This is a genomic window from Streptomyces sp. NPDC047525 (assembly GCF_040643025.1).
Taxonomy (GTDB): domain Bacteria; phylum Actinomycetota; class Actinomycetes; order Streptomycetales; family Streptomycetaceae; genus Streptomyces; species Streptomyces durmitorensis.
In genome coordinates, this window is the sequence record NZ_JBEYTL010000014.1 from 191,074 (window position 1) to 217,124 (window position 26,051).

Annotated in this window: 22 protein-coding genes; 12 read left to right on the plus strand and 10 right to left on the minus strand. The window is 68.5% G+C overall.

Annotated elements, in window-relative coordinates; all coding sequences use genetic code 11:
- Nucleotides 1-41 precede the first annotated feature (41 nt).
- Complete coding sequence (locus tag ABZ833_RS33320) at nucleotides 42-734, plus strand: GntR family transcriptional regulator (RefSeq protein WP_361054557.1); 693 nt, start codon at nucleotides 42-44, stop codon at nucleotides 732-734.
- A gap of 1 nt (nucleotide 735) precedes the next feature.
- Here ABZ833_RS33320 and ABZ833_RS33325 read toward each other — a convergent pair whose 3' ends face one another.
- The 9 genes from ABZ833_RS33325 to ABZ833_RS33365 form a co-directional block, all read right to left on the minus strand.
- Nucleotides 736-1,653: a hypothetical protein gene (locus ABZ833_RS33325; protein ID WP_361054560.1), complete on the minus strand. Its 918-nt coding sequence runs from the start codon at nucleotides 1,651-1,653 to the stop codon at nucleotides 736-738.
- Entirely contained in the window at nucleotides 1,650-3,392 is a 1,743-nt protein-coding gene (locus ABZ833_RS33330) for a CotH kinase family protein (protein WP_361054563.1), read from the minus strand. The genes ABZ833_RS33325 and ABZ833_RS33330 overlap by 4 nt, the downstream gene beginning before the upstream one ends.
- A gap of 105 nt (nucleotides 3,393-3,497) precedes the next feature.
- Nucleotides 3,498-4,064: a hypothetical protein gene (locus tag ABZ833_RS33335; RefSeq protein WP_249586962.1), complete on the minus strand. Its 567-nt coding sequence runs from the start codon at nucleotides 4,062-4,064 to the stop codon at nucleotides 3,498-3,500.
- 34 nt (nucleotides 4,065-4,098) lie between these two features.
- Nucleotides 4,099-4,527 (minus strand): hypothetical protein, encoded by a 429-nt coding sequence (locus tag ABZ833_RS33340; RefSeq protein ID WP_361054566.1) that lies wholly within the window; start codon nucleotides 4,525-4,527, stop codon nucleotides 4,099-4,101.
- Nucleotides 4,528-4,560: 33 nt separating this feature from the next.
- Nucleotides 4,561-5,376, minus strand: a complete 816-nt coding sequence (locus ABZ833_RS33345) for a hypothetical protein (RefSeq protein ID WP_361054569.1) — start codon at nucleotides 5,374-5,376, stop codon at nucleotides 4,561-4,563.
- Between the two features lie 57 nt (nucleotides 5,377-5,433).
- Entirely contained in the window at nucleotides 5,434-6,021 is a 588-nt protein-coding gene (locus ABZ833_RS33350; RefSeq protein WP_361054572.1) for a hypothetical protein, read from the minus strand.
- Between the two features lie 31 nt (nucleotides 6,022-6,052).
- The gene (locus tag ABZ833_RS33355) at nucleotides 6,053-7,429 is read right to left on the minus strand and encodes a hypothetical protein (protein WP_361054575.1); all 1,377 of its coding nucleotides are present in this window, start codon (nucleotides 7,427-7,429) and stop codon (nucleotides 6,053-6,055) included.
- Nucleotides 7,430-7,639: 210 nt separating this feature from the next.
- Nucleotides 7,640-9,166 carry a pyridoxal-dependent decarboxylase gene (locus tag ABZ833_RS33360; protein WP_361054578.1) on the minus strand — a complete coding sequence of 509 codons (1,527 nt, stop codon included), beginning with the start codon at nucleotides 9,164-9,166 and terminating at the stop codon, nucleotides 7,640-7,642.
- A 780-nt stretch (nucleotides 9,167-9,946) separates the two neighbouring features.
- Entirely contained in the window at nucleotides 9,947-11,266 is a 1,320-nt protein-coding gene (locus ABZ833_RS33365) for a phytase (RefSeq protein ID WP_361054647.1), read from the minus strand.
- Nucleotides 11,267-11,485: 219 nt separating this feature from the next.
- Between ABZ833_RS33365 and ABZ833_RS33370 the strand changes: the two genes are divergently transcribed.
- From ABZ833_RS33370 to ABZ833_RS33420, 11 genes are all read left to right on the plus strand, one after another.
- A complete protein-coding gene (locus ABZ833_RS33370) occupies nucleotides 11,486-12,586 on the plus strand; it encodes a substrate-binding domain-containing protein (RefSeq protein ID WP_361054581.1) in 1,101 nt (366 codons plus the stop codon).
- A 121-nt stretch (nucleotides 12,587-12,707) separates the two neighbouring features.
- Nucleotides 12,708-14,015, plus strand: coding sequence for an extracellular solute-binding protein (locus ABZ833_RS33375; RefSeq protein ID WP_361054585.1), 1,308 nt, complete (start codon nucleotides 12,708-12,710; stop codon nucleotides 14,013-14,015).
- A gap of 45 nt (nucleotides 14,016-14,060) precedes the next feature.
- Nucleotides 14,061-14,957 carry a sugar ABC transporter permease gene (locus ABZ833_RS33380; protein ID WP_361054589.1) on the plus strand — a complete coding sequence of 299 codons (897 nt, stop codon included), beginning with the start codon at nucleotides 14,061-14,063 and terminating at the stop codon, nucleotides 14,955-14,957.
- Nucleotides 14,958-15,001: 44 nt separating this feature from the next.
- Nucleotides 15,002-15,811 (plus strand): carbohydrate ABC transporter permease, encoded by an 810-nt coding sequence (locus tag ABZ833_RS33385; protein ID WP_361054650.1) that lies wholly within the window; start codon nucleotides 15,002-15,004, stop codon nucleotides 15,809-15,811.
- Between the two features lie 77 nt (nucleotides 15,812-15,888).
- Nucleotides 15,889-16,860, plus strand: a complete 972-nt coding sequence (locus ABZ833_RS33390) for a hydroxyacid dehydrogenase (RefSeq protein WP_361054653.1) — start codon at nucleotides 15,889-15,891, stop codon at nucleotides 16,858-16,860.
- A gap of 125 nt (nucleotides 16,861-16,985) precedes the next feature.
- A complete protein-coding gene (locus tag ABZ833_RS33395) occupies nucleotides 16,986-19,007 on the plus strand; it encodes a PQQ-binding-like beta-propeller repeat protein (protein WP_361054592.1) in 2,022 nt (673 codons plus the stop codon).
- A gap of 2 nt (nucleotides 19,008-19,009) precedes the next feature.
- Entirely contained in the window at nucleotides 19,010-19,888 is an 879-nt protein-coding gene (locus ABZ833_RS33400) for a heparin lyase I family protein (RefSeq protein WP_361054595.1), read from the plus strand.
- Between the two features lie 202 nt (nucleotides 19,889-20,090).
- Nucleotides 20,091-21,128, plus strand: a complete 1,038-nt coding sequence (locus tag ABZ833_RS33405; protein ID WP_361054598.1) for a mechanosensitive ion channel family protein — start codon at nucleotides 20,091-20,093, stop codon at nucleotides 21,126-21,128.
- 467 nt (nucleotides 21,129-21,595) lie between these two features.
- The gene (locus tag ABZ833_RS33410; RefSeq protein WP_361054601.1) at nucleotides 21,596-21,922 is read left to right on the plus strand and encodes a hypothetical protein; all 327 of its coding nucleotides are present in this window, start codon (nucleotides 21,596-21,598) and stop codon (nucleotides 21,920-21,922) included.
- Complete coding sequence (locus tag ABZ833_RS33415; protein WP_361054604.1) at nucleotides 21,919-24,084, plus strand: bifunctional polysaccharide deacetylase/glycosyltransferase family 2 protein; 2,166 nt, start codon at nucleotides 21,919-21,921, stop codon at nucleotides 24,082-24,084. Before ABZ833_RS33410 ends, ABZ833_RS33415 begins: the two co-directional genes overlap by 4 nt.
- Entirely contained in the window at nucleotides 24,081-25,283 is a 1,203-nt protein-coding gene (locus ABZ833_RS33420; protein WP_361054607.1) for an LCP family protein, read from the plus strand. Before ABZ833_RS33415 ends, ABZ833_RS33420 begins: the two co-directional genes overlap by 4 nt.
- A 22-nt stretch (nucleotides 25,284-25,305) precedes the next feature.
- On the opposite strand, the gene ABZ833_RS33425 is transcribed toward ABZ833_RS33420, so the two are convergent.
- Entirely contained in the window at nucleotides 25,306-25,881 is a 576-nt protein-coding gene (locus tag ABZ833_RS33425; protein WP_361054609.1) for a CGNR zinc finger domain-containing protein, read from the minus strand.
- Between the last annotated feature and the right edge of the window lie 170 nt (nucleotides 25,882-26,051).

The window sequence follows — 26,051 nt, forward strand, 5'->3', positions numbered from 1 at the left end:
ACTCATGGCACGTGACATTGCACCCAGGAGGAACCGCCCCCATGGCCGCCAAGGGCAACCGCGCTCCGTCCGCAGCCCCCGCCGCGCTGCCCAGCCTCGGCGGGACGCGCAGCAGCTACCGCGAGCGGGTCGCGGACGCGCTCCGTGCCGCGCTCATCGCGGGCGAGCTGCGCGCGGGCGAGGTCTACTCGGCGCCCACCCTCGCCGTGCGCTTCGGCGTCTCCGCCACCCCGGTGCGCGAGGCCATGCTCGACCTCGCCAAGGAAGGGCTCGTCGACACGGTCCCGAACAAGGGATTCCGGGTCACCGCGGTCTCCGAGAAGCAGCTCGACGAGTACAAGCACATCCGCGCGCTGATCGAGATCCCGACCACGGCGGAGCTCGCCACGTCGGCGGACCCCGCCGCACTCGAAGCGCTGCGGCCCGCCGCACAGGCGATCGTCACCGCGGCGGCGGACGGCGACCTCATCGCGTACGTGGAGGCCGACATCCGCTTCCACCTCGGTCTGCTCGCGCTCTGCGGCAACGACCACCTGGTCGAGGTGGTCGGCGACCTGCGCAAGCGCTCTCGGCTCTACGGGCTCCAGGCACTGGTCGACGCGGGCCGTCTGGAGGCGTCGGCCGAGGAGCACCTGGAGATCCTCGACGCACTGATCGCCCGCGACGAGGAGGCGGTACGCGCGGTGATGACCCGCCACCTCGGTCACGTGCGCGGCCTGTGGGCCGCCGAGTAGGTCAGTGGTTGTTGCCCGGGATCAGGAACAGGTGGATCGACTGGTCCTTCCCGCGGAACCGCTCGTTCTCCGCGCCCTTCTTCGCCCGGTCGGACACGATCACCACGTAGTCGGCCGAGACCCAGGACACGCCCTCGGGGTTGCCGTAGAGCGTGCGGCCCTTGTTGTCGGTGGGGAGGCGGTAGACCGTGCCCTCGTCGACCTCCCACTTCTTGGTGGAGATGCGGCCCACCCAGAGCGCGGACGAGGCCTGCGAAAGGACGGCGATCCGTCCGTCGCGCACGGAGACGCTCGCGTAGTCCTCGAAGGGCAGTGACTTGGGCAGCCGGATCGTGGCCGTGTTGATCCAGCGCTTGCCGCCGCGCCGGAAGACCTGGATGCGGCCGCCGCCCGGTGTCCTGCCCTTCTTGCCGCCCTCGCACCGGTTTCCCTCGCACAGGGCGAGGAGGTGGCCCGTGCCCGAGCGCTCGACCCACTCCAGGCCCTCCATGCCCTTGTTGGCGTCCGCCAGATCGAACTCCAGCTGCGCCGATCCGACCGGGCGCAGCTTCCCGTCGTACTCCTGGACGCGGGCGCGGAAGCCCTTGGACTTGACCGGCTCGGCCTCGCTCAGCGTGTAGTAGTGGTCGCGCCGCTCGTCGTGGGCGAGATCCTCGTACCCCTCGTTCGCCTTCGCGCCGCCGGTCTTCTTGCCCTTGGCACGGGTCAGGACGCCGTTCTCCGGAGCCTTGGGCGACAGCTCGCTGCTGACCCGGATGAGGGAGGGCAGGTTGTCGCAGACGATCAGGAAGGCGCCGTCGCGGTAGATGACGCCGCTCGCCTCGAGGCGGGTGCCCGCGCCGTCGCCGATCAGGTCCTGGATCTTCGCTTCCTTGACCAGGCGGAGCTCGCGCGCCGCCGACTTCTTCGTCGATGTCATGAGGGCAGTACCTCCATCGCGCCCGGGAACGTCGCCCCACTGGCTCCGTTCGGGTAGGTCTTGCGCAGCTCGGCGAGCTGCTGACGTGCGTGGTCGTAGCGCATGCGCGTGTAGTGGAAGATCCCGTACGTGAACTGCGAGCCCCGGCTCATCTCCCACTGCCGGTACGCGGCGCGGTACACCTCGTCGTTGGTGAACTGCCGTCCGGTGAACGGCTGTCCGTGCGGGCTCGTGGACTCGCCGTACGCGGCGGACGAGATGAGCTGCCACAGGCCGTCGGTCCGCCCCGAGCCCTCCGCGCCGAGCAGTGCGGCGACCCGCTCCGGGCCGAACTCCGTGTCCAGGAGGAACTCGAGGTGATCGAGGTAGTACTGGCAGAAGTCGTGGTGCCGCAGCAGGTTGGTGAACAGCGGCAGGCGTGACACCTCGTGCGGCGCGTGCGTGATCCGGCAGTAGTTGCGGCTCATCGCGGGCCAGTCGAGCAGGTCCGTGTACTGCCACTGCGTCGAGAAGAAGTCGATGCCCGAGCTGTTGTCGTAGTCCCACGGGATGAACGTGAAGTACGGGCGCGCCATGAAGCCCGTCGGGTCGGCAAGCCGCCCCGAGTTGTAGAGGTAGTAGTTCGACGGCGTCGCGAAGTAGTTGTCCCAGCTGCCCAGGAGGACGTTGGCGCCCGCCCAGCGCAGGAAGGCCGGGACGTTCAGGACCTGCTCGACCGCGTCGCGGAAGGCGTCGCTCGCGAACCGGCCCTCGCCGCCCGGCAGTTGGACTCCGTTGACGGTCCTCACGAGCGTGGCGAGGTCGTCGTAGGTGTTGGCGGACGGGTTGTCCTCGTTGGTCTTCAGGCGGTACGTGCGGTCGTCCTCCAGGCTGCCCGCCGTGAAGTACTGCCGGCCGCTGTCGGCGCCGTCCGTGCCGGTGCGGTGCTCCAGGGTCGCGCAGCCGACGTCGCCGCAGTAGGCCTTGTAGAGGTTGCCCTCGGAGTTCTTGCCGAAGTGGTCCTTCAGGAACTTCTTGTCGACCTGCTCGATGACCGAGAAGAGGCCCATGTAGCGGTCGTTGACCGAGAACGTCGCGTACGTGTGCTGCGCCGCCGGGATGCCCGCGCGCTCCAGGAGCCGCCAGGCGACGGCCTCCCGCATCTGCGACGGGTCGTTGTACATCGCCTTGAGGTTGATCCGCTCCATGCCGTAGAGCCGGTCCTCGCTCTCGCCGACCTCGAAGTCGACCTTCCAGGAGCGCTTGGGCGCGTGGGCCGTCATGTTGCCGCTGTTGACCATCGAGAACGACGGTGTCGCGAGCATCGTGTCGTCCGGGGTGCTGCTCCTGGCCAGGGTCAGCCGGGCGCCCTGCGGGGCCTCCATGACCTCGTCGGCCGTCAGGACGCCGGGCGGCCAGCCGGTGACCTTGACCTGATACATGTCCTGAGCGAAGAACTCCGCTTTGTTCTCCGCCGAGTTGAGGAAGTCGTCGACGATCCGGCCGATCGCGGTGAGCTGTCCGTCCGCGTCGAGAAGGACCAGGCCGGCGTCCGCCGATGTGCCCCCCTGCTCGGCGAGCAGCAGGTCGTACAACGTGCTGAACTCGGCCTTCGTCCGCAGCGCGGCATCGGCCGGACCCGCTGTCGCGTTGGCCCGCTCGGCGAGCCGCCGTCCCGTGCCCGGCGCCAGCGCGGAGAGTGCGATGACCTGGTTCTTGAACGCGTCCCGGAACGTTCCCTTGCCGATGGTCCTGTCCACTGGGCCTCCCTGGGCGTGCCTGGGGTGCTGGGGTGAACCTTCCTCTCTACGCCCGACGCCGCATGACCGCCAGACCGAGAACCGGCCTGGCGGTCACGTGGTCCGTCAGACCCCGAGGATCCTGATCGAGGGGTGAATCGCCGTGTTCAGATACAGCTTTTCCTTCTTGTGCTCCTGCTCCAGCTCCATCACGAGCCGGTACCTGTGCACGCCCGGCTTGGCGGTGCTCAGGACCGTGCCGGCCCAGTAGTAGTAGACCGGCGTGAACTTGTCCCGCATGCGGTCCGGCATCCCGTAGATCTTCAGCTCGGTGAAGATCTTCCGCTCGGCCACGTCCTCCTCGTCACCCAGTTCGGTGTCGAGGAAGGTGATGTTGTTGATCTTCGGCATGGGGGGCCAGGTGCCGTCCCTGCGCTTCTCCATGTCGAGCGGGCGCACGATCCAGTTCAGGACCTGGCCCTGCTTGCAGACCGTCTCCAGGGACGACGTGCCCTGTCCCTTGCCGCCGATGCTGTTGTCCATCATGTAGATCGAGTCGCTCAGGGAGCCCGTCTCCACCGCTCGCTCCATGTTGATGAGCGTCACGATGTTCAGCTGGACCGAGTTCAGCTGTCCGGGATTCTGCTTGTGGTGCGCGCCGCTTGCCGACTTCTCCTGCACGCTGCTGCTCAACGCTCCTCCTTCGCGTACGCCGTCATGCCCGGACCTAGCCGATGAGGGACGACGACAGGGTGGTGGCGATCGGTTCGTCCCTCGTGCCCAGCTTGAACTTGATCTGGTACGTGACGTTGGGCGCGTCCTTCTTCACCGTGCCGATCCAGTAGGCGACGTCGGTGCCCGGATAGACCTTCCGCTCCGGTACGCAGATGGAGCTGTCGATCACGATGCCGTCGATGGCGACATACGCCTCGCACTCCAACGCCAGTGCGTTCCACAGGAGTTGGTCGCCCTTCCGGGCGCGCGTCTGCAACTCCTCGGTGCCGAAGCCGGTGGATCCCGCGGACTTGTTCGTGTCGTACATGTACAGGTGGCCCTGCATGTTGCCGGCTGCCAGGGCACCCACACAGTCCACTACGGCGGTGATGGAGATGGGCCGCTTCGCGGCGCCGTCCCGCCGCCTCGGCGTGGTGGTCATCTGCTCCTCCTTCTGGCTGAAGTCCTTGCGGGATCAGTGGCTGCCGGGACGCGTTCCCGCGTCCGGGGGGATGGGCAGCATGCCCATGCCTGCCTTGGTGAAGGCGTTGCGCCGGGGCTCCGAGGTGATCTTGAGCGTCGAGGGACAGATCAGGTTGACCGCCTCCCACCGCAGTTCGCCGTTGAGGCCCACCAGCTTGTGCAGCTGGATCCGCATCACGTACGAGTAGGTGCCCGGCCGCGAGGTGTCGACGGTCGCCGACCAGTACCAGCCGTCGGTGACCAGGTCCGGGGAGCCGTACTCCGCCGGGTACATGATCTTCGAGTCGACGGCCTCGCCGTAGATGTCGGTGATCACCGGGGCGGGGTAGGTGTACGCCGCCGTGTTGTCCTCGGTGACCACCTTGCCGGTCACGTCCAGGATCTTCTGCCCGGACATGCGGCCGCGCGTGCGCCGCGTGGTCTTGACCCGGGCACCGACGGTCTTGCGGATCTGGCTCAGCTGCTCGGCCTGGTCGACGCCGGCGACCGAGGACTTGGTCGCGAGGTCCTGGAGGTCTTCGAGCGCCTTCTCGTCGCTCCGCCGCGCCCGCTCGAACTCATAGCCGCGGGGCACGGTCGGCGGGATGGAACCCAGGCTGTACGGAAGCCAGTTGAGGACCTGCTCGCTGGCCTGGGACCCGTCACTCCAGTAGGAGCCGTTGATCGCGGTCACGAGGTCGCCGGTTCCCTGGTTCGTGGAACCCTGCAGCTTCATGTTGTCGAACAGGTAGGTGTTGCCTTCGAGTGACTCGGACTCCAGCGCACTGCCGACGTCCACGAGCACGATGATCGCCAATTGTTGGGGCATGATTCCGCCTTTGTCGCCGCTACTTGATTCCCGGCCCTTGCCGCCCTGCTCCGGCTGCTACTCGCACATCAACGCGGGGGTGTCGATGTGCATGACGCTGTTCTCGCCCTCGTACATCTGGAGTTCCAGGCGGTACTGGTAGGCGACCCCGGGCGTCAGCCAGTTGGGCACCACGCCCGTCCAGACGTCGAGGTCGAGCTTGTCGCCCTCGGAGTGGTTGCCGCCCTGGGCACCCTGCGCGTGGCTCTGGGACTGTCCGTGGGACTGTCCGTATGGCTGACCTTGGGACTGGCCGTAGGGCTGGCCCGGCATCTGGCCCTGCGCCTGCCCCTGCGCCTGCCCCTGCGCCTGACCTTGAGTCTGGCCTTGCGCCTGGCCCGATGTCTGCCCCGACGTGTGGCCGTTCTGGTCCGCGGGCACGAACGAGATGTTCTTGATCTCGACCGGCGTCTGCAGGTCCACGGCCAGGGCGGACCACGAGACGACCTGGCCGGGCTTGACCACGGTGCACAGGTTCGGCGTCCCCTGGTGGGCACTGTTGTGACCGCCGTCGTCCATCATGCAGAGGTTGCCGTCGAGCAGCGTGCTGCCCGACAGCGCTCCGATGACGTCGACGACAGCGATGATGTTGACTTGGTGCTTCATCCTCACTCCTCCTGTAGGCGCTCTGTCGGCGCTAGCCCCGGTCCCGCACCAGCGGGACCTTGCCGACGGCCGTCCGCTCGATCTCGGCCGAGAGCCGGGGCACGAACTTGAGCTGGAAGCTGTAGCCGGTCTTCTCGATCGACGCGGGGTTCGCTTCCCCGTGGTTGAACAGCGAGAGGGAACGCGGCAGGGCGTTCACGAACACCTGCTGGACCCCGTAGGGGCCGAGGGTCGTGTCCGTCCGGTACGTCATGCCGAGCACGTCGTCCACCGAGACGAGCAGGGTGATGGTCCTGCCCTCGCGGTGGTTCACGAACTGGACGTCGTGCGCCACCGCGTCCAGGTCCACCGCCTCGGCGGCCTTCAGCTCGTCGCGCAGCGCGGTGTAGGCGCGGGCGGCGGAGTACTGGCTGTCGTTGATGTGGAGCACGTCGCCGGTGCGGCCCGCGAACTCGAACTGCTGGGTCTTCAGGCCCGGTCCTTCGGTCCGTGGCCGCCGGATCATCCGGTCGCCCAGCTTGAGCCGCAGGAGCGGCGTCTCGTGGGCGTGCAGACGGGTGACGACGAGTTCGCCCTCCTCGCCCTCGGGAACCCACTGCCCGTTCTCGTCGACGATCTCGATGAGGTGCAGGCCGGGCACCGCCGACAGGTTGGGCGACGCCGGGTCCAGCTGAAGGCCGATGGTCTCCGCCTGGGTGGCGGCGAAGTAGCTGAGGATCGCCAGGTTCGGGTACAGCGCCTGAAGCTCCACCCGCTTGCGCTGCGAGAGCACCCCGCTGCCGTACAGGGCGACGCGGAAGCTCTCCCTCGACTCCTTGCGCATGCCCACGCCGAGCTCGCTGAGGATCCCGATGCCCGCGGAGATCCCCATCAGGGCCTTGGGGCCCTTGTACGAGAACATGTGCTCCAGGACGGGGGCCGTGACGGGGCCCGCGCCGACGTAGTTGACGCCGGGCACGTGCTGGAGCACGCCGCCCACCATCGTGCCGCTGCTCCACATCTGGTAGTCGGCCAGCGTGGTGAACAGCCACTTGGGGTCGGCGCCCGCGAGGTGGCTCGCGAGCTGATAGGCGCCCATGAAGCGGCCCGCGATCTCGTACGTGTCCTTCAACTCCCGCAAGGAGTACACGACTTCGAGCGGGCGGCCGCCGCTGGTGCCGCCGCTGGCCACGATCTCGAACTCGCCGCGGGTGAGGGGCACCACCATGCCGGGCCGCGAATCCATGAAGAAGTCGCGCTGGATGTCCTTGTCCGACAGCGGAATCCGCTGCCAGGCCTCGTAGGTCTCGGGGGCCTGCGCGGCCCCCGCGTTGCGCAGGCGGTCGCGCCACAGGGGATTGAGCATCGCCGTGTTCACCATTTGCTGGAGGCGACGCAGTACGACGGCTTCCTGAACGTCGTGCGACACCTCGCTGTACGGCGTCTGACAGACCCGTTCGCATTCACGTAACTTCTCGGCGAACGAAGGAAGTGCGGTTACGGCTTCAACTGATTCCGGCAGCAACTCACCGTCCGGGATGAGCCAGTCGGCCAGTTCACGGGCGCCGCCAGGCGTCAGTGCGGTCGGCGGAACGTGGGTGGCCTGTGGAACATGAGATGTACTCAACATCCGTCCCCTCTAAGCTGTTTCTGTACCCGCTTCGCTGCTGAGCAGGTCTTGACCTGTCCTTCTGATCTCGGAGATCAGCATCCGGAAGTGTTCGCCGGTGATCTGGTGGTTCATCATGACCACGCGCAGTGCGGCCACACCGTCGACGTTCACTTTCGAGATGAAGAAATTTCCCCGGAGTTTCACGCTGTTGCGGATGGCGATCTGGAGGCGATGGACATTCTCTTTCCTGATCCCGGCCGGGCGATATCGGAAGCACAGGATGTTCGCCTCGGGACGGTGCAGTGCCTCGAAGTCGGGCTCGGCCCGTACGATGCCGTGGGCCTCCTCCGTCAATTGGCAGAGATACTCGATCTTCTCCGCGAACAAGGCGGGACCGTACATGGCCCAGAGTGACCACAGGGTCATGATCATGGGCCGTTTCGTGCACTCGAAGTTCTTGCCCCCGCTGTCGTACGCGGTGTATATGTCCGGCTCCTCGTCGAACACATAACTGGCCTTCTGCCGGAAGGCGTTGAGGCTCGACTCCTTGTCCCGGTAGAAGAGCATCGTGCACGGCGCGGGCACGAACATCATTTTGTGCGCGTCCCAGGTCAGGGAATCCGCCTTGTCGATTCCGCGCAGCTTCTCGCGGAGCGTGTCCGACACCAGGAGACTGGCTCCGTGGGCGCCGTCGACGTGCAGCCAGAGATCCCTTTCCCGTGCCAGGTCGGCCAGTTCGTCGATGGGGTCGAAGGCGCCCACCGATGTGCTGCCGGCCGAGGCGACGAGGCAGAACACCTTCAGGTTCTGCCGCTCGGCCGCCTCCAGGGCGGGTCGTGCGTCCGCCACGGAGATCTGCCCCCGGCCGTTCAGCGGGAGGCGCACGAGCTGTGCGTCGCCGATGCCCATCACACCGGCCGCCCGCGCGACGCTGTAGTGCACGTCCGAGCCCACCGCGATGGCGGGCCGCGGCTGGCCCCGCAAGGAGGATCCGCCCTCCGACCAGTAGCCCGGCAGCTTCTGGTTGCGGGCGGCCAGGAGCGCGGTGAGGTTGGCCAGGGACCCGCCTGACGTGGTCACCATGGTGAACCGCGCCGGATCCCAGCCGATGAAGCGGTTCAGCTCATCGGCCATGATCCGTTCGACCGCGTTGGGCAGCTGGGCCGCCTCGTAGAACGAGGCCGGCTGGTTGACCACCGAGCTGACGAAGTCGATGACGCCGGCGAGCGGTACGACGCCCGAGAACTGGCGGCCCATGTAGCCGGGCGAGTGCACCTGGATGCCGGTCCTGATGTACAGGTCGATGATCCCTGCCAGCTTCTCCTCGTCGAACGTCGCCACCCTCTCGCGCTCCGTCGTCATCAGGGCTTTCGCCGCATCCGACAACGTCGCGGGATCGATCAGCTCGAGACCCCTGATGGAGAGATCGGAAAGGTGCTTCTCCAGCTTCGCAAGAGCGGTTTCGGAAGTTTCCCGGAACAGTTGAGCATCGAACGCCTCGAGCAGTAATCCGCTCCCGTCGGAAGTGGGATTGTGCGGCCGAGATTCCGTCACGGGGGTCTCCTTCGGAAAGTCCCTGTGTTGCCCGACATGTAGGTGTGGGGCGGACGCGGACTGCGCAGAGTCCAGCGTTTTGAGCATGCCGATGGGCAGAAGGACTTCGAATACCGATTCGATTCCGATGGGGCGGCCCAGCTGGTCAAGCCGGACAGCACCATCTGCTCCGGCGGCACCCGGTCGGTGGCAGCCGCACAGAGCCCCCTGGAAAGAACAGCCTTTGGTGTTACAGGGCGGCGCGGACCCCCCCGGTTCTCGCGCCACACCCACACGATCGGCGTTTCCCCCCTCGTGCCCCTCGTGTTTCCCCCCACGTGGAGCAACCGTAGAGCCATATGTTTCGAAGAGGTGGTTATTTCAATGGTCTGTCCAAAAAGCAGTGCGGGCTGCCTGACGGGCCGTCAATGTCTTCTGGCCTCATCCGTATTCACAGGTACCTCAGCCGTCGGACGGCGTCCTCGACTTTCGGACAGCGGCCGGTCGTTCCCGCTCCAGGTGGCGTAAGGAGTCAAGGGGGGATTCATCGACGAAATCAGGTCACGGGTAAAAATGGCTTGCCGTTGTCATGTGCCCGACGAGTCTGTCGTGTTTCCTGGGAAGGGAGCGTCTCATTTTGGGCGGATGAAATTCTGGCCATGGTCGGCAGCGGCGACTGATCGCCATTTCGCTTGAATACGAAAAGAAAGAGGGTGGCGGCCCGTGGGACCGCCACCCGATGTGGTGTCAGTGGTGTCAGAAGTGCGAGTAGTGCGAGTGGTGCGAGTAGTGCCAGTGGTGTCAGTCGTCGACGGCGTCGAGCACGTCGCCCAGGTCCACGAACTTGAAGTTGGTGGAGGGTCGTTCGGGATCGCCCGGTGCGTCGTGACCGTCCTGCACGACGAGCAGACCGTGCGGATACCGGGCGCCGAGCGGCTTGTTGAGGACCGCGGCACCGTCACATTCCTCGGAGCCGTCGAGCGAGGAGGAGGCCGCGGTGACGCGGAAGCCGCCCTCGTACTCGTTGTGGTCGGACGGCTCGCGGTCGTAGGCGGCGAAGGTGTTGTCACCCTGGCTGGAGGCCAGCAGCTGGCCGTCGCCGCTGCCGTCGCCGTCGTCCAGCAGCGTCAGGCCCTCGACGTCGGCCTTGAGGTGCTTGCCGCCGAAGCCGGGGTCGGCGCCCGCCTCACACTCCTCGGTCGAAGGGTCGTACGTCCCGGGGATACCGAACTCACGCACTTTATCGATGAGTTGAGGCTTGCCCGTCAGGTCGGCACGGAGGCGCCAGATGCCGACGTCCTCCTGTCCGGCGTAGAGCGTGCCGTTGGCCGGATCCACGACCATGCCCTCCACCTGGGGCAGTTCGCCCGGCTCGCCGCACGGCGCCCACGAAGTGCCGTTCGGCAGGCGGAAGTCGGCGGGCAGGTCGAGTGTGCGGACCTTGCGGTAGCCGACCGTGCCGTCGCTCTTCGGGGTCAGTTCGAGGAGCGCGACGCGGGTCCGCTCCCGCCGGCTGACCAGGGCGTAGGACCGGCCCGTCGACGGGTCCGTCCAGGTCGCGAGGCCGTACGCGGTGCGCTGCTCGTTGATCTCCTCCTGCGAGGACGAGAAGACGGGCGCCGCGGCCGGGTCGGTGACGTCGGTGAGCGGGCCGCCCGCGCGGTCGCGGTCGATGCGGTAGAACCGCAGCCGGTCGCTGCCGCGGTCGCTCGTCACGGCCAGGTCGGTGCGGCCCGAGGGCAGGCGAAGGCCGTGCACCAGGTCGACGTTGTTGAAGCGGCCGGGTGCGTCGTCCGGTCCGGGCGCGGCGGGCGCCGGAACCGACTGCACCTCGCGCGCGGCGAGGTCGTACACGCGAAGACCGCCCTGCTTGGCGGTGGCGACGACCAGGCTGCGGTCCGGGTCGGCGGTGTTGCGCCAGATCGCCGGGTCGTCGGCGTCGGCGTCGCCGCCCGCTTCGTCGTCGTGCAGGGCGGGGGTCTCGGCGCGCGGCTCGACGGCGGGCAGTGCCGTGGCCGCGAGCGCGCCGGAGTTCAGGGGCACGGCGGCGGCGACCGCCGCGAGGGCCGTGACGAGGGCCAGTCGGCCGTAAGTGGTCCGGTGTCTGCGGGAGTTGGCCATGGAGGAGATCCTCTCTGTCATGGGCATTCCATGACAGAGAGCACTCTGTGATCTTGCCGTGAAGCCTGTCCGGCAGATACGGCGTCGGGCGGAGGGCCACGGGGTGAACGGACGGTGCCGCCTTCGGTCGCCCATTGATACCTTTCGCTTGTCGAGTGAAAGCAAACGATTTCACTCGCGACGAGCAGCAGGCAGCGAGCAGCGAGCAGCGAGAGGGGCATGCGGGTGCTGACGGAAGAGCGGCGTGAAGCGATCCTGCGCATGGTGGAGCGCCGGGGGACCATCAAGGTCAAGGAGGCAGCCGCCGAGATGGGTGTCTCCGCCGTCACCTTGCGCCAGGACGTGCGGGACCTGGCCGGCCGTGGGCTCGTCGTCCGCGTGCACGGTGGCGCGATGTCCCCGGCCGCGGCCCAGCAGGCCACTTCCTCCGGCCCCGCGGTGCCCAGGCCCGCGGTGCGTCAGGGGCACGTACTGGGCCTCGTCGTGCCCCCGGGGAGCTACTACTACCCCGAGATCATCCGAGGGGTGCAGGACGCGGCGCGCACGCACGGCGTCCGCGTCGTGCTCACGGTCTCCGGCGAGACGCTCGCGGACAACAAGGAGCAGGTGCGGCGGCTCGTCGCGTCGGGCGCCGACGGTCTGCTGCTGATGCCGCGCGCGGGCCTCGAACCCGCCGGGGAGGCCGAGGAGTGGCTGAGCGGCCTCGACGTGCCGGTCGTCCTCGTGGACCGGCGGGCCGGGGCGCAGGCCGGACGGCTTGAGCAGGTCGCGTCCGACCACGCATTCGGCGCGGGTCTCGCGGTGCGGCATCTCGCCGCTCTGGGGCACGAGCGGATCGCGCTGGTGGCCAGGGTCGAGAGCCCGAACACGCCCCTGATCCGCGAGGGTTACGCCGCGGCGTGCGCTGCCCTGGGGCTGCCGACGGGCCCGGAGCACCACATCGGTTCCGCCGACGAGCCCGCCCCGTTCGAGGAGCAGCTGGCGGAGCTCGTACGGGCCGTCGAGGCGGGCGAGGTCCGGGCGGCGCTGGTCCACAACGACCTCGACGCCGTCACCCTCGTCGGTCTCCTGCAGGCGCGCGGCCTCGGCGTCCCGGATGACCTGGCCATCGTCACCTACGACGACGAGGTCGCCGAGCTGAGCGACGTCCCGCTCACCGCCGTGGCGCCGCCCAAGCGGGCGGTGGGGGAGTGGGCGGTCGACCTGATGATGCGCAGGCTCGCCGACGCGACACCCCCGCTCGCCGAGCTGCTGCTCCGCCCGGAGCTGCGGGTCCGGGCGTCCAGTGGGGCGCCCCTGGAGGCCGCCGAGCGCAAGTAGGGCGTGCCCCGCACGCATCGTTTGCTTTCGTTTGGCGTTGAATGAAACCAAAAGCATTGACGAAGCCTTGGTGCTGGCTAATGATTTCGTTCGACATCCCAGCGAACGATCGGCGAACATCATGCTTCGCAGAACCACGGCCGCCCTGGCCGGCCCTGTCGCGGCCCTCGCCCTGCTTGCCACGGCGTGCGGAGGGGCAGGCCAGGGGTCCGCCCCCGCGGCCAAGAAGACCGGAAAGGTCACCTTCTGGTCCTTCGTCAAGGGCTCCGACGAGGTGGCCGCGGCTTTCAACCGAAGCCACCCGGACATCAAGGTGACCTTCGAGACGGTCCCGTCGGGGCAGGAGTACTACTCCAAGCTCACCAACGCGGTGAAGGCCGGTACCGCCCCGGACGTCGCGGTCGTCGAGTACCCGAACCTGCCGGAGTTCGCGGCCCAGGGGAAGATCGAGGACCTGAGCGAAACGCTCGGCCCCGTGGTCAAGGACCAATTCCCCCAAGCCGTACGCCAGTTGGTCGACCTCGGCGGCAGGACCTGGGCGGTCCCCCGTGACGCGGCGCCCCTGATGATGATGTACCGCAAGGACTTCTTCGCCCGGCACAAGATCGGCGTACCCAAGACATGGGACGCCTACCGGACCATGACCGAGAAGGTGAAGAAGGCCGATCCCGACGCCCGCGGCGGGGTCCTCTACACCGACAACCCCGGTCTCCTGAGCGCGCTCACCTGGCAGGCGGGCGGCAAGTGGTTCACCGCCGAGAAGGACTCCTGGAAGGTGACGGTCGACGACGGCCCCTCCAAGAAGACCGCGGGCTACTGGGGCGACCTCGCCCGCAAGGACCTCGTCCGCTCGCTGAGTTCACTGGATCCGTTCTGGACGAGCGTCCAGAAGAACCAGACCGTCGCCTACGTCTGCGCCAGCTGGTGCGCCGGGGCGCACCAGGCGACCGTCCCCGACCAGAAGGGCAAATGGGCCGTGGCCCCCGTGCCCACCTGGGACGGCAAGCCCGCCTCGGGCATGTACGGAGGCTCGTCCTTCGTGATCCCGAAGGGGGCCGACAACAGCGGTGCCGCCGCCGAGTTCATCAAGTGGATCACCACGGACCCCGAGGGCATGAAGGCCTGGGTGTCCTCCGGCACCAGCAGCATGTTCCCCGCCGACCCGAAGCTCGTGCCGGTCACCAAGAAGGCGTTCGGCACGGAGTACTTCGGCGGACAGGACGTCTATTCCATCGGCGCGTCGTCGTACCGGGCGATCCGGCGCGGCTGGACCTGGGGTCCCGCCATGGGCACCACCAACACCGCGATCGTGGACGAACTCCCCAAGGTCGCCGAGGGCAAGGCAGACCTGCCCGAGGTGCTCTCGGACGCCGAGAAGACCACCGTCAAGCACATGAGGCAGCGCGGCATGAAAGTCACCGCTCCGTAAGCGTGCCGGTCAACCGCTCGACCCGTCCCACCGAGAAAGGCCGGCATGGCATCCCCATCCACCCGTGGACAGCGCCGAACCGCCACCCTGCTCCTGTCCCCGTTCTTCGCCCTGTTCACGGTCGTCACGCTTGCCCCGCTGGCGTACGCGGCCTGGCTGAGCCTGTTCACCACGCGCACATCCGGCCTCGGGTTCGGCGGTACGGAGAACGTCTTCTCCGGTCTGGACAACTACGCGGAGGCGCTGACCGACCCGCAGTTCCTGGACGGCTTCCTCGTCATCGCCGCGTACTGCGCCCTCTACATTCCGGTGATGATCGGCGGCGCGCTGGTACTCGCCCTGCTGCTCGACAGCGGCCTGGCCAAGGCCCGGTCCTTCTTCCAGCTGGCGCTGTTCCTGCCGCACGCGGTGCCGGGTCTCATCGCCGCGCTGATCTGGGTGTACCTCTACACGCCGGGCCTGAGCCCGGTGATCGACTTCCTGAAGTCCGGCGGCATCGACATCAGCTTCCTGTCGGCCGACGTCGCGGTGTTCTCCGCGGCCAACATCGCCGTGTGGGAGTGGATGGGCTACAACATGGTCATCTTCTACGCCGCCCTGCAGGCCGTGCCCCGCGAGACGCTGGACGCGGCGAAGGTTGACGGCGCGGGTGCCATCCGCACGGCGCTGGCCATCAAGGTCCCGATGATCCGCCCGTCGATCGCGCTGGCCGTCCTGTTCACCGTCATCGGATCGATCCAGCTCTTCACCGAGCCGAAGGTCATCTACAGCGCCTCCAGCGCGATCGGCAGCACCTGGACACCCAATATGTACGTCCAGACGGCCGCCTTCCAGAACAACGACTTCGGCCTCGCGGCAGCCGCTTCGCTGCTGATCGCCGTGTTCGCCGCCGTGCTTTCGTTCATCGTCACCCGTATCTCACGCCGCGGGAGCAAGCCGTGACCAAGCCACCGTCCGTCCTGCTGTCCAAGGCAGGGGTCACCGCGATGTTGGGCCTCGCCACCCTCTACACCCTGCTGCCGCTCACCTGGCTGCTGCTGTCCTCCACCAAGAGCCGCGAGGACCTGTTCGGAACGAACGGCTTCTCCCTGGGCAACGAGATCCACCTCGCCGAGAACCTGGAGCAGCTGTTCGCCGCCGACGACGGCGTCTACCTGCGCTGGGTGCTCAACACCGTGGGGTACGCCGGTGTCGGCGCCCTGCTGGCATCGCTGTTCAGCGTCGCGGCCGGGTACGCCTTCGACAAGCTCGTGTTCCCCGGCAAGGAGCGGCTGTTCTCGCTGGTCCTGCTCGGCGTGATGGTGCCCGGCACGGCGATGGCGATCCCGCTCTACCTGCTCGCCGCCGAAGCCGGCGTGGTGAACACGTTCTGGAGCGTGTTCGTGCCCGGCCTCGTCTTCCCGTTCGGCGTGTATCTGGCCCGCGTCTTCAGCGCCGCCTATGTGCCGGACGAGGTCCTTGAAGCGGCGCGGATGGACGGGGCGGGGGAGTTCAGGTCCTTCTGCCGCGTCGCCTTCCCGATGATGGCACCCGGCTTCGTGACCATCTTCCTCTTCCAGTTCACGCAGATCTGGAACAGCTTCTTCCTGCCCCTGGTGATGCTCTCCGACCAGGACCTCTACCCGGTCAACCTCGGTCTCTACGTGTGGTATTCCTCCGCGCTCTCCCAAGGGCACCCCGAGGACTACCTGCTGGCCGTCGTCGGCTCGCTGGTGTCCGTCGTACCGCTGATCGTCGTCTTCCTGATGCTCCAGCGGTTCTGGAAGTCCGGCATGACCGCCGGCGCCGTCAAGTAGGCCACGAGCAAGCCACCACCGTGAGGAATCCCCGTATGCACCCGACCGTGGCCTCCCGGCCCCGCGCCCTGTTCGCCATGGGCCGCCGGCACCGGGACACGATGTTCCCGCCTGCCGAGAGGCAGCGTCTGACGGCGTACGTCGACATCGATCCGGACCATGTGGCCGAGGACTTCGACGACGAACCGGCCCTGAGAGACGTGGAAATCCTGATCACCTCCTGGGGCTGCCCGGTCCTCGACGAGGACCTGCTGGCCCGCGCACCGGCCCTGAAGGCGATCGTGCACGCGGCAGGGAGCGTCAAGCACCATGTGACGCAGGCCTGTTGGGACCGCGGGATCGCGGTCTCCTCGGCCGCTGCGGCCAACGCCGTACCCGTCGCCGAGTACACCGTCGCCGCGGTCCTCTTCGCCAACAAGCGGGTCCTGGAGATCGGCGGCATCTACCGCGAGCACCGTGCGGTGTCCGACTGGTCGCAGCGCTTCCCGGGGTTCGGCAACTACCGCAGGACCGTGGGTGTGGTCGGTGCCTCGCTCATCGGCCGCAAGGTGCTCGAACTGCTGCGGCCCTACGAACTGGATCTCCTGCTCGCCGACCCGTACGCCGACGCGGAACAGGCGGCGGCACTCGGCGCCCGGCACGTCGGCCTCGACGAACTCGTCGCGGACTCGGACGTCGTCTCGCTGCACGCCCCCGCCCTGCCGGAGACCCACCACATCCTGGACGCCCGCAGGCTGGCGTCGATGCGGGACGGCGCCACTCTCATCAACACGGCCCGCGGCTCCCTCGTCGACACCGCCGCGCTCACCGCCGAAGCCGCGAGCGGGCGCATCCACGCGGTCATCGACGTCACCGAGCCGGAGGTGCTGCCCGCGGCATCACCGCTCTACTCCCTGCCCAACGTCCTGCTCACCCCGCACATCGCGGGCTCGCTCGGCGGCGAGCTCCGGCGCATCACCAGCAGTGCCATCGACGAAGTCGTGCGCTACTGCTCACACAGACCGTTCGCCCACGCCGTCCACCGGGCGGCCTTGGCGACGTCGGCCTGACGGGCGGGGGTGGCGTCCCCCACGCACCGCCCTCACCACAGGCCACCAGCGCTCTCCCGTGAGCTCCGCTCACCCACTTGTGCGCTGTCCCCCCCCACATGTCCCGCACTGACAAAGGAGTTCACGTGCGACACCACACATCGATGAGCAGGCGCAGACTGCTCCGGGCGGGCGGAGGCATCGGGCTCGCCGCCGCAGCGGCACCGCTGCTCGACGCGACGGCCCAGGCCGCGCCGGAAGGATTCCGTACCAGGGTCACCGATCTCGGCCCCGGCATCGTCCAGTTCGCGCTGATGAGCGGGATCCAGGTCGGCGACACCGTCTACATCGGATCACGCAATCTCACTCCCACCCGGGTGATCGGGTTCCATCTGCCGACCCGCAAGGTGGTGTCGCAGACCGAACTCGGCCACGGGCACTCGATCCAGGCGCTCGCCGCCGACAAGGACGGCACGTACCTGTACGCCGGCATCCTGACCAAGGGTGACGAGGGCAGGCCCAACCTCTTCCGGTGGGACCTGAGCACCCCGGACAAGCCCGCCGAGGGCGTCGGCCGGACCGAGGACCGCGACATCCGCGAGCTGGCCGTCGCCCCGGACGGCACCGTGTACGCCGTGGGCGGCATACCCGGCAAGGCCCCCGCGCTGTGGATGTACGACCCGGCCGACGACAAGATGACCAACCTCGGCATCCCCGACCCGAAGGCCACTCTGGCCAGGGCCGTCGCGGCCACGGACAAGACCGTCTTCTTCGGAGCGGGCAGCGTCCTGTCCGGTGGCGGCGAGGCCAGCAAGGCGTCGCTGTACGCGTACGACCGGGCGAAGGGCACGTTCAGCAACGTCACACCGCCGGAGCTGGAGAAGGACCCCAGCCTGCGTGAGCTCGCCGTCGTCGGCGACCGCCTCGTCGTCGGCACATCGGGGTCGACCCAGCCCGCCAAGCTGGCCGTCCTTGACCTGGCCGACCTCTCCTCGTACAAGGTGAGGACCACCGAGGGCAAGGTGGTCAAGAACCTGACCGCCAAGGGCGACGTGATCTACTTCGCCTCCGACGCCGGTCTGTACTCCTACTCGGCGGCGACCCAAGAGCTCGCCGCCGTCACGTTCGACGGTCCCGACCTCGGTGAGATCTGGGGCCTCGACCACGCCGACGGCAAACTGACCGTCGTCTCGGGTTACGGCTTCGTCGGCGAGATCGACACGACCGCCGGTACGTCCGTCATCACTGAACTCGGCAAGGCGGGCGCACCCCTCAGCCCGCAGACCGCGATGGGCATCGCCGCCGACGACCAGTACGTCTTCGTCGGTGGCAACAACGTTATCGCACGCCATGAGGTGGGCACCGACAAAGTGGTCAACCTCCGGGCGCCCGGCGAGGCGAAGGACGCCGAGCTGCTTGCCGGCGTGCTCTACACCGGCCAGTACAGCTCGCAGGGCATATGGGCGTACGACCCGTCGGACGACAAGCAGCCCCACCAGATCGCCTCGTTCCCGAGCGAGCAGAACCGGCCGCTCGACATCTGCCACGACCCGGTCAACCGGCTGATGCTCGTCGGTGCGCAGTCCGACACCGAGGGCGGCGGCTCGCTGTGGACCTACTCGCCGAAGACGGGCAAGAAGCGCGCCTTCATCAACCCGGTCGACGCCATCCAGCTGGTGCGCGCGGTCGCCACCCGGGAGGGCGTCGCGTACCTCGGCGGTGACAACCCCACCACGAAGGGGCCGCGCGGCACGGTCGTCGCCTTCGACCCGGTCGTCGGGAAGGAGCTGTGGCGCGTCGACCTCCCTGATTCCCTGACCACGGGAGTGGCCGCACTGGCGGTTCAGGGCGGCAACCTGTACGGACTCACCAGGAAGGGCGGCTTCTTCGTCATCGGCCTGCGGTCCCGCAAGGTGGTCCACACCGCCGACCACGGTGACCTCTGTCCCGGATTCGCGGCCATGGTCACCAGCCGGGGAAGGGTCTACGGCGTCTCCGACACGACCCTCTTCCGCTTCGACCCGAAGACCTTCGCCGTCAGCGAGGTCGTACCCGGGATCAACGGTGCGTGGTACAGCGGTCCCCACGTCAACGCCGACAGCGACGGCAGGCTCTACACGATGCGAGGCCACGCCCTCGTCCGGATCGACGACAAGAAGGCGAGCTGAGCATGGTGAACGAGCAGCGCAGGACGACGCACCGGTCGACGCGGAAGGCAAGGACGAGGGTGCGCACCGCTGCCGCCGCAGGGCTGGCAGGGACGCTGACGATCGTTGGCCTGGCCACCGCCCAGGCGGGCCAGGAGGAGAAGCCCCGGCCTGCGAAGAGCGAGGCCAAGGGCGCATCGCCCCTGCTGGACGTCGACTACAAGGACGGCAGTCTGAACTCCGGCATCCCCGGCCTGACGACGACCCACGCCAAGGCGAAGGACGCGTCGTACACCGTCAAGTCCGGGGACGACCACGCCATCGCGCACAAGGTGACGCTCGGCGACCCCGACTACGTCTCCGACGGAGCCCCGCGCAGCGAGAGCGCCACGAACGATGTTCCCGAGGGGAAGATCGAGGTGGGCGACAAGCACCGGTACGAGTTCGACGTCCTGCTGAAGGACTGGAAGACGTACGAATCGGGTGACTCGGATACCGGCGACATCTTCTTCCAGGGGAAGCACGCCGGTGGAAACAAGCCGTCCTTCTACCTGATGACGAAGCGGAACAGCATCGCTTTCCGGTCGCCGCTCCTCAACCTGCAGGCCACGGTGGTCGACGACTTCACGTCGCACGTCAACAAGTGGATGTCCTTCCGGGTGGATGTGAGCTGGACGAAGGACAAGACCGGCTACTACAAGATCTCCACCAAGATGCCGGGCGAATCGGGCTTCACGCTGCGTAAGACGTACGAGAACGTGCAGACCTTCCACCCCGAGAACCCGACCGACTTCGGCTACATCAAGTGGGGTCTCTACCGCCCCGACGAGTCGATCGAGAACGGAGACGTTCCGACGCGGGTCATCTATCACGACAACATCCGCATCGAGGACCTCTCATGACATAGGGCCCACTCGGGGCCGCGATGTCCCGGGCCCCCGCACCAGTCGCTGCTGCGGGGGCCCGGGAGCAGCCTGCCTCTGCACTCCCGTTCCGCACCGTCATCACCTCATCCACACACCGCCCCGTGTTGAGTCCGTGCTGCCGGGAAAGGCGCATGGGGTCCTTCGTGATCCCAGACCGATGAATCGGAGTGCTCGACCCTTGGCAACCATCGACCCCACGACGTCCCAGGTCCTCGGCGTCGGCCGTCCGCCGGCGCTCGCGGCCCCGGAGTTCCTGACCGACCACCTCGGCACCGTGATCGGCATTCCGCTGCGCATCGCGATCATCGTCATCGGGGCAATGATCTTCCGGGCCGTCGCCAAGAAGGCCATCACCCGTGTCGTGCAGCGCATCCTGGAGCCGGCCGAGTCGGCTGAGTCGGCCGGATCATCCAGATCGTCCGGATCGGCAGGGGAAGCGGACGAGCCGCGCCGCAGCAACCGCGGCCCCGCCGTGCTGCACCGTGACCGCGCGCGGGCGAACGAACGGCGTCAGCAGCGAGCCCGCACCATCGGTTCGGTGCTCAGCAGCATCGTCACCATCGTGATCGCCGTCGTCACCACGGCCATGATCCTCGATCAGGTCGGCATAGCACTCGGCCCGCTGCTCGCCAGTGCGGGCGTGGTCGGCCTCGCCATCGGCTTCGGCGCCCAGAGCCTCGTGGCCGACTACCTGGCCGGAATGCTGATCATGCTCGAGGACCAGTACGGCGTCGGCGACTCCGTCGACCTCGGAGAGGCCGTCGGCGAGGTCGAGCACGTCGGCCTGCGGCTCACCCAGATCCGCGACCTCAACGGCGGTCTGTGGCACATCCGCAACGGAGAGATCCTGCGCGTCCGCAACGACAGCCAGGAATGGGCGCGCGCCGTCCTGGACATCTCCGTCGCGTACGAGTCCAACCTCGACACCGTGTACGAAGTCCTGGAGCGGACCGGTCACGACATGCGCCAGGACCCGCAGTTCAAGGGGGTCTTCCTCGAAGACCCGTCGGTCTGGGGAGTGCAGTCCCTCGACGCGGACGGAGTGGTCGTCCGCATGGCCGTCAAGACCGTCCCCCTCCAGCAGTGGAGCGTGACCCGCGAACTGCGCCGCCGCGCCAAGGAGGCGCTCGACGCCGCGGGCATCGACATCCCCTACCCGCAGCGCACCGTGTGGCTCCGCACCGAGGGCGACGCGACGGCTCCCGCACCGCGCTGACCGGGAGTCCGAGCTCACCCCTGTCCGGGGGTGCCCGACACCGTCCTCCCTAGTAGGGTCGGGGGCCGCGTGATGCCAGACGGCCGCCCCTGGCCTCCCGGCCCTCGAGAGGGCCGTGCGTACGTGGCCTTCCCGGCCCCACCCGGGAAGGGCGCACCGCACGCGTGCGTACGGGAACCTCCGTGCGCGCCGGGTACCGGGATGCGGCTCCTGACATCGCGCGGGCAGTGCAGCGGACCCCCGGGTCCGTACCCCCACACAAAGAGTCGCGCGTGCGCGGCCGCAGATCAGGAGCACCAGTGCAGGGCATCCCCCACATAGCCAGCACACCCCATGACGGGCGATGGTCGCCCGTACCCCCTGCCCACAGGGCGCAGCAGTACACGGCGCCGCACATGGCGCAGTACACGCGACGGGACATGCCGCAGCGCATGCCCCACCGCATGCCGCAAGGTATGCCTCAGGGCATGCCGCACCGCGCGGCGGAGCCTCGCGTGCCCCCGGTGGCGCGGCTTCCCCAGGCCGCCGACCCCCAACCCCCCATCTTCATCGACCAGTCGGGCTGGCGCAGGCGGACGCTGCAAGGCCTGGCGCTGGTCGTGGGCTGCGTCTGCCTCGGGTATCTGGCGTTCGTCGGCACGGTGGTCAGCGACCTCTGGCAGCCCGTCGGCACGCAGCCCCCGAGCACGAACGGACCGGTCTCCACCCGCGGGGACGCGGACGCGGGCCGTGAGGACCGCCGTCCCCCTGCGGCCGACAGAGCCGCCCCGCCGGCCGGAGGCCTCAAGCAGTGACCCGGCGTACCGCTGTCCGGCGCCCGCCGCGCGGACACTGGTTCGTCCTCCTGCTCGTCCTCCTGGTGGTCGCCGTCGCCCTCCTCTTCGAGGGCTGGACGACCCACCAGGTCGACGCCGCGCGCACCAAGCCGCCGTGCACGCGGCCGATCCCGCGCGAGGCGGACGACGGGAAGCCGCTGCTGCGGTTCGGCCCGAAGGGGGTCACCACCGCGGCCATGCCGCCGGGGACCGTCGCGCTCACGTTCGACGGCGGGCCCGACCCGGAGTGGACGCCGCGCCTGCTCGACCTGCTGCGCAGACACCACGCGCACGCGACGTTCTTCGTCTACGGGAAGGACGCGGCCCGGCATCCGGAGCTGATGCGGCGGATGCTGCGTGAGGGCCACGAGATCGGCTCGTACACCTACAGCGGCGGCGACCTCGGTGTCGCATCTCCGCTGCGCGCGCGCCTCGAACTGTCCCTCACCCAGAGCGCTCTCGCGGGTGCGTCCGGCATCAACACCACCCTGCTGCGGCTGCCGCACACCACGGCCGCGGACACGCTCTGCGGACCGCAGTGGCCGGCCGCGCGGCGCGCGGCGGGGCAGGGGTATCTGGTGGTCGCCTCGGACCACAAGGACCGCAAGCCGTGGCGCGGCGTCGTGACGCAGCACAGCCAGACCGACCTCGGCTACCGCGAGGCCGAGGAGCTGCTGAAGGACCGCCGCGTGAACTCGTTCACCACCGTCAGCGGCGGCCTCGGACGCCCCTCCTTCGTCGAAAAGGTCCCGGTCGCCCAGGAGATCAAGGGCGAGGGCCTGCTCTGGTCGCAGCGGCTCGGGCACGCGTTCCTCACCCTGATGGTGTGGACGCTGACCCTCACGGGCGTGCTCGGCGTCCTGCGGATGCTCCTGTTCATGGTGTTCGCCCGGCTCCACGTGCGCAGGCTGCACCGGTACCAGCCGGGTGCGCCACGGCTGCGCGAGGTGCGGGACCCGGTGACGGTCCTGGTGCCCGCGTACAACGAAGAGGCGGGCATCGCCTCCACCGTGTACTCGCTGCTCGCCTCCACCCACCCGCATCTGCAGATCATCGTCATCGACGACGGCTCGACCGACGCCACGGCCGACATCGCCGAGGACATCGACGACCCACGGGTGACGGTGATCCGCCAGCCCAACGGCGGCAAGCCGAGCGCCCTCAACACCGGTCTGGCGCATGCCCGTCACGACATCGTCGTGATGGTCGACGCGGACACCATCTTCGAGCCCGAGGCCCTCGCCCGGCTGATCCAGCCGCTCGCCCACCCGGCGGTCGGCGCGGTCAGCGGCAACACCAAGGTCGGCAACAGGCGCCGCCTGCTCGGCAAATGGCAGCACCTGGAGTACGTACTCGGCTTCAACCTCGACCGGCGGATGTTCGAGGTCCTCGAGTGCATGCCGACGGTGCCGGGGGCGATCGGCGCCTTCCGCAGGGACGCGCTGATGGGCGTCGGCGGCGTGAGCGACGAGACGCTGGCCGAGGACACCGATCTCACGATGGCGCTCTGGCGGGCCGGATGGCGCGTCGTGTACGAGGAGTCCGCGGTCGCCTGGACCGAAGTGCCCAGTTCGGTACGGCAGTTGTGGCGCCAGCGCTACCGCTGGTGCTACGGCACCCTCCAGTCGATGTGGAAGCACCGTCAGGCGGTGGTGGGGGTCGGCCCCGCCGGACGCTTCGGGCGTCGCGTGCTGCTCTACGTCACGCTGTTCCAGATCGTGCTGCCGCTGTGCGCACCGGTCGTGGACATGTTCGCCCTGTTCGGGGCCCTGTTCCGCGACCCGGTGGAGGCCGCCCTCGTCTGGTTCGGCTTCCTCGCCATCCAGCTGGTCACCGCCGCGTACGCGCTGCGGCTCGACCGCGAACGGCTGCGCGTGCTGTGGGTGCTTCCGCTCCAGCAGTTCGTCTACCGGCAGTTGATGTACTTGGTGGTCATCCACTCGGTGATCACGGCGCTGCTCGGCACCCGCCTGAAGTGGCACAGCATGAAGCGCACCGGAACCGCCGACCCGTACCTGCTCGAAGCGCCGACAGGAGAGACGCCTGTCGGGACTCCCGGAGGGACTTCGGGAGATCCGCTCGACGAGCCGCCGCGCCCGCGCGAGCTGGACCCGGCACATGACCAAGGGAGCCGACCATGACAGACCCGGTGCGGGTGACGGGCGAGCTGTGGCGCCCGGAGCCGGACGCGGTCCAGGGCGCGTACGCCGACCAGGGCCTGGAACCGGACGCCGGCCAGGGCGCGTACGTGGCGACCCCGGAAGGCTCGGGCTCCACCACCCGTGAGCGGTTCGCCGAACGCCCCAGCTCCCGCTACGGGCCCCGGCGCGCCCACGCCCGGCAGTCGAAGAAGCGCAGGAGGCTGCGGCGGGTGGTGCTCGTCCTGCTGGGCGCCGTGATCGTCGCGGCGGGCGGCACGTACGGGTACGCCGAGACGCGGCTCCAGCGGGAGGTCGACCTCGGCGCGTACGGGGACCGCCCGCCGCCCGGCGAGGGCACCAACTACCTGATCGTGGGCTCGGACAGCCGCGACGGACTCTCCGAGGGCGACGTGAAGGACCTGCGGGCCGGCGGGGGCGGCGGGCGGCGCACCGACTCGATGATGCTGCTGCACACCGGGGCCAACGGAACCAGCATGGTCAGCCTGCCGCGCGACTCCTGGATCACGGTGCCCGGCCGCCTGGACACACTGACGGGCAAGACCAAGCGCCCCGAGGGGGACAAACTCAACGCCGCCTTCGCCTACGGCGGCCCCGAACTGCTCGTGCACACCGTCGAGAAGAACACCGGACTGCGCATCGACCACTATGCGGAGATCGGCTTCGCGGGGTTCGTGAACATCGTCGACGCCATCGGCGGCGTACGGATGTGCCTCGACCGGGACATCAAGGACGAGAAGTCGGGCGCGGACCTGCGCAAGGGCTGTCACACCCTGAACGGCAAGCAGGCGCTCGCCTTCGTCCGCCAGCGGCACCAGGAGAGGGAGGGCGACCTGGGCCGCTCCAAGAACCAGCAGAAGTTCCTGTCGACCCTCGCCCACCAGGCCGCACGCCCCGACACGCTCTTCGACCCACGGGAGATAGGCCCGGCCATGCAGGCCGGGCTCGACACGCTCATCGTCGACAAGGGCATGAGCCTGCGCGACCTCAGCGCGATGTTCCGCGCGGTACAGAGCGTCGCGGGCGGCCAGGGCAAGCAGATCAACGTGCCCGTGTCCGGCATAGGCGTGCCCACATCCAAGGGCAACGTACTGAAGTGGGACGCCAAGAGGTCGGCCCGCCTCTTCGACGACTTGCGGCACGATCGGCGGGTGACGGAGACGGGGGAGACGGGCCGGTAGCGCGGCCGCTCTCAGGTAACGATCACTTCGCTGATCCGGGGTTCTTGCGCTGGTTGGCGTTGAAGCGTGCCTTCTTCTCCCGATTCCCGCACGTGTTCATGTCGCACCATCTGCGGGTGCGGCTTCGGCTGGTGTCGAAGAGGGCGGCTTGGCACGTCGGTGATGCGCACAAGGCCAGTTTTCCGTCTCGCTCGCCCGCGATGACGCTGATCGCGTCGGCGGCGATCACGCCGAGAGCATCTTCCACGCCGGAAGCCGAGCCGAGCTGCCATCGCCGCTCGCCCTCGGGCGTCAGGATGGCCGCGGCCCGTCCCTGAGCGCTGCGGTCATTGATGACTTGGACCGCGGAAGCGGGGAGGGCGTCCTGGGTCGCGGCCGCTGTCGCGGCGGCGTGGATCGCCTCCCTCAGTTCCCAGGCGAGGTCGAGCTGGGCAGCGGTGCAGGAGTCCACGGTGAGGCCGTTCACCGCCAGCCAGTCGACGAGGCGCTGCGGCACAGGAATGCGCTCCACGGCGTCGCCATGGCGCTCCGACAGAGTCCCCGTGAAGCTCGTCGCCAGCACGCTGCCGAGGCGGAAGTCAGGGAACCCAGTACGCATGGAACCACCTTAGCTGGTTGCACGGTGGCATGAAGGCATAGTAGAACCGTCTTAGCCGGTTCTTGAAAGGTCACGGCCGGTTCCGCGATGGCCAGGAGGTCTCATGCCCCGTCCAACCAGCGACGTCCAAGCATTCGAAGCCCGCGCAACCGACGCCGAGCTCGACGATC

Coding starts and splice junctions, on each gene's coding strand:
- ABZ833_RS33320 (WP_361054557.1), top strand. CDS start 42: ATGGCCGCCAAGGGCAACCGCGCTCCGTCCGCAGCCCCCGCCGCGCTG.
- ABZ833_RS33325 (WP_361054560.1), bottom strand. CDS start 1,653: ATGACATCGACGAAGAAGTCGGCGGCGCGCGAGCTCCGCCTGGTCAAG.
- ABZ833_RS33340 (WP_361054566.1), bottom strand. CDS start 4,527: ATGACCACCACGCCGAGGCGGCGGGACGGCGCCGCGAAGCGGCCCATC.
- ABZ833_RS33345 (WP_361054569.1), bottom strand. CDS start 5,376: ATGCCCCAACAATTGGCGATCATCGTGCTCGTGGACGTCGGCAGTGCG.
- ABZ833_RS33350 (WP_361054572.1), bottom strand. CDS start 6,021: ATGAAGCACCAAGTCAACATCATCGCTGTCGTCGACGTCATCGGAGCG.
- ABZ833_RS33365 (WP_361054647.1), bottom strand. CDS start 11,266: ATGGCCAACTCCCGCAGACACCGGACCACTTACGGCCGACTGGCCCTC.
- ABZ833_RS33370 (WP_361054581.1), top strand. CDS start 11,486: ATGCGGGTGCTGACGGAAGAGCGGCGTGAAGCGATCCTGCGCATGGTG.
- ABZ833_RS33375 (WP_361054585.1), top strand. CDS start 12,708: ATGCTTCGCAGAACCACGGCCGCCCTGGCCGGCCCTGTCGCGGCCCTC.
- ABZ833_RS33380 (WP_361054589.1), top strand. CDS start 14,061: ATGGCATCCCCATCCACCCGTGGACAGCGCCGAACCGCCACCCTGCTC.
- ABZ833_RS33385 (WP_361054650.1), top strand. CDS start 15,002: ATGTTGGGCCTCGCCACCCTCTACACCCTGCTGCCGCTCACCTGGCTG.
- ABZ833_RS33390 (WP_361054653.1), top strand. CDS start 15,889: ATGGGCCGCCGGCACCGGGACACGATGTTCCCGCCTGCCGAGAGGCAG.
- ABZ833_RS33400 (WP_361054595.1), top strand. CDS start 19,010: ATGGTGAACGAGCAGCGCAGGACGACGCACCGGTCGACGCGGAAGGCA.
- ABZ833_RS33410 (WP_361054601.1), top strand. CDS start 21,596: ATGCCGCACCGCGCGGCGGAGCCTCGCGTGCCCCCGGTGGCGCGGCTT.
- ABZ833_RS33420 (WP_361054607.1), top strand. CDS start 24,081: ATGACAGACCCGGTGCGGGTGACGGGCGAGCTGTGGCGCCCGGAGCCG.
- ABZ833_RS33425 (WP_361054609.1), bottom strand. CDS start 25,881: ATGCGTACTGGGTTCCCTGACTTCCGCCTCGGCAGCGTGCTGGCGACG.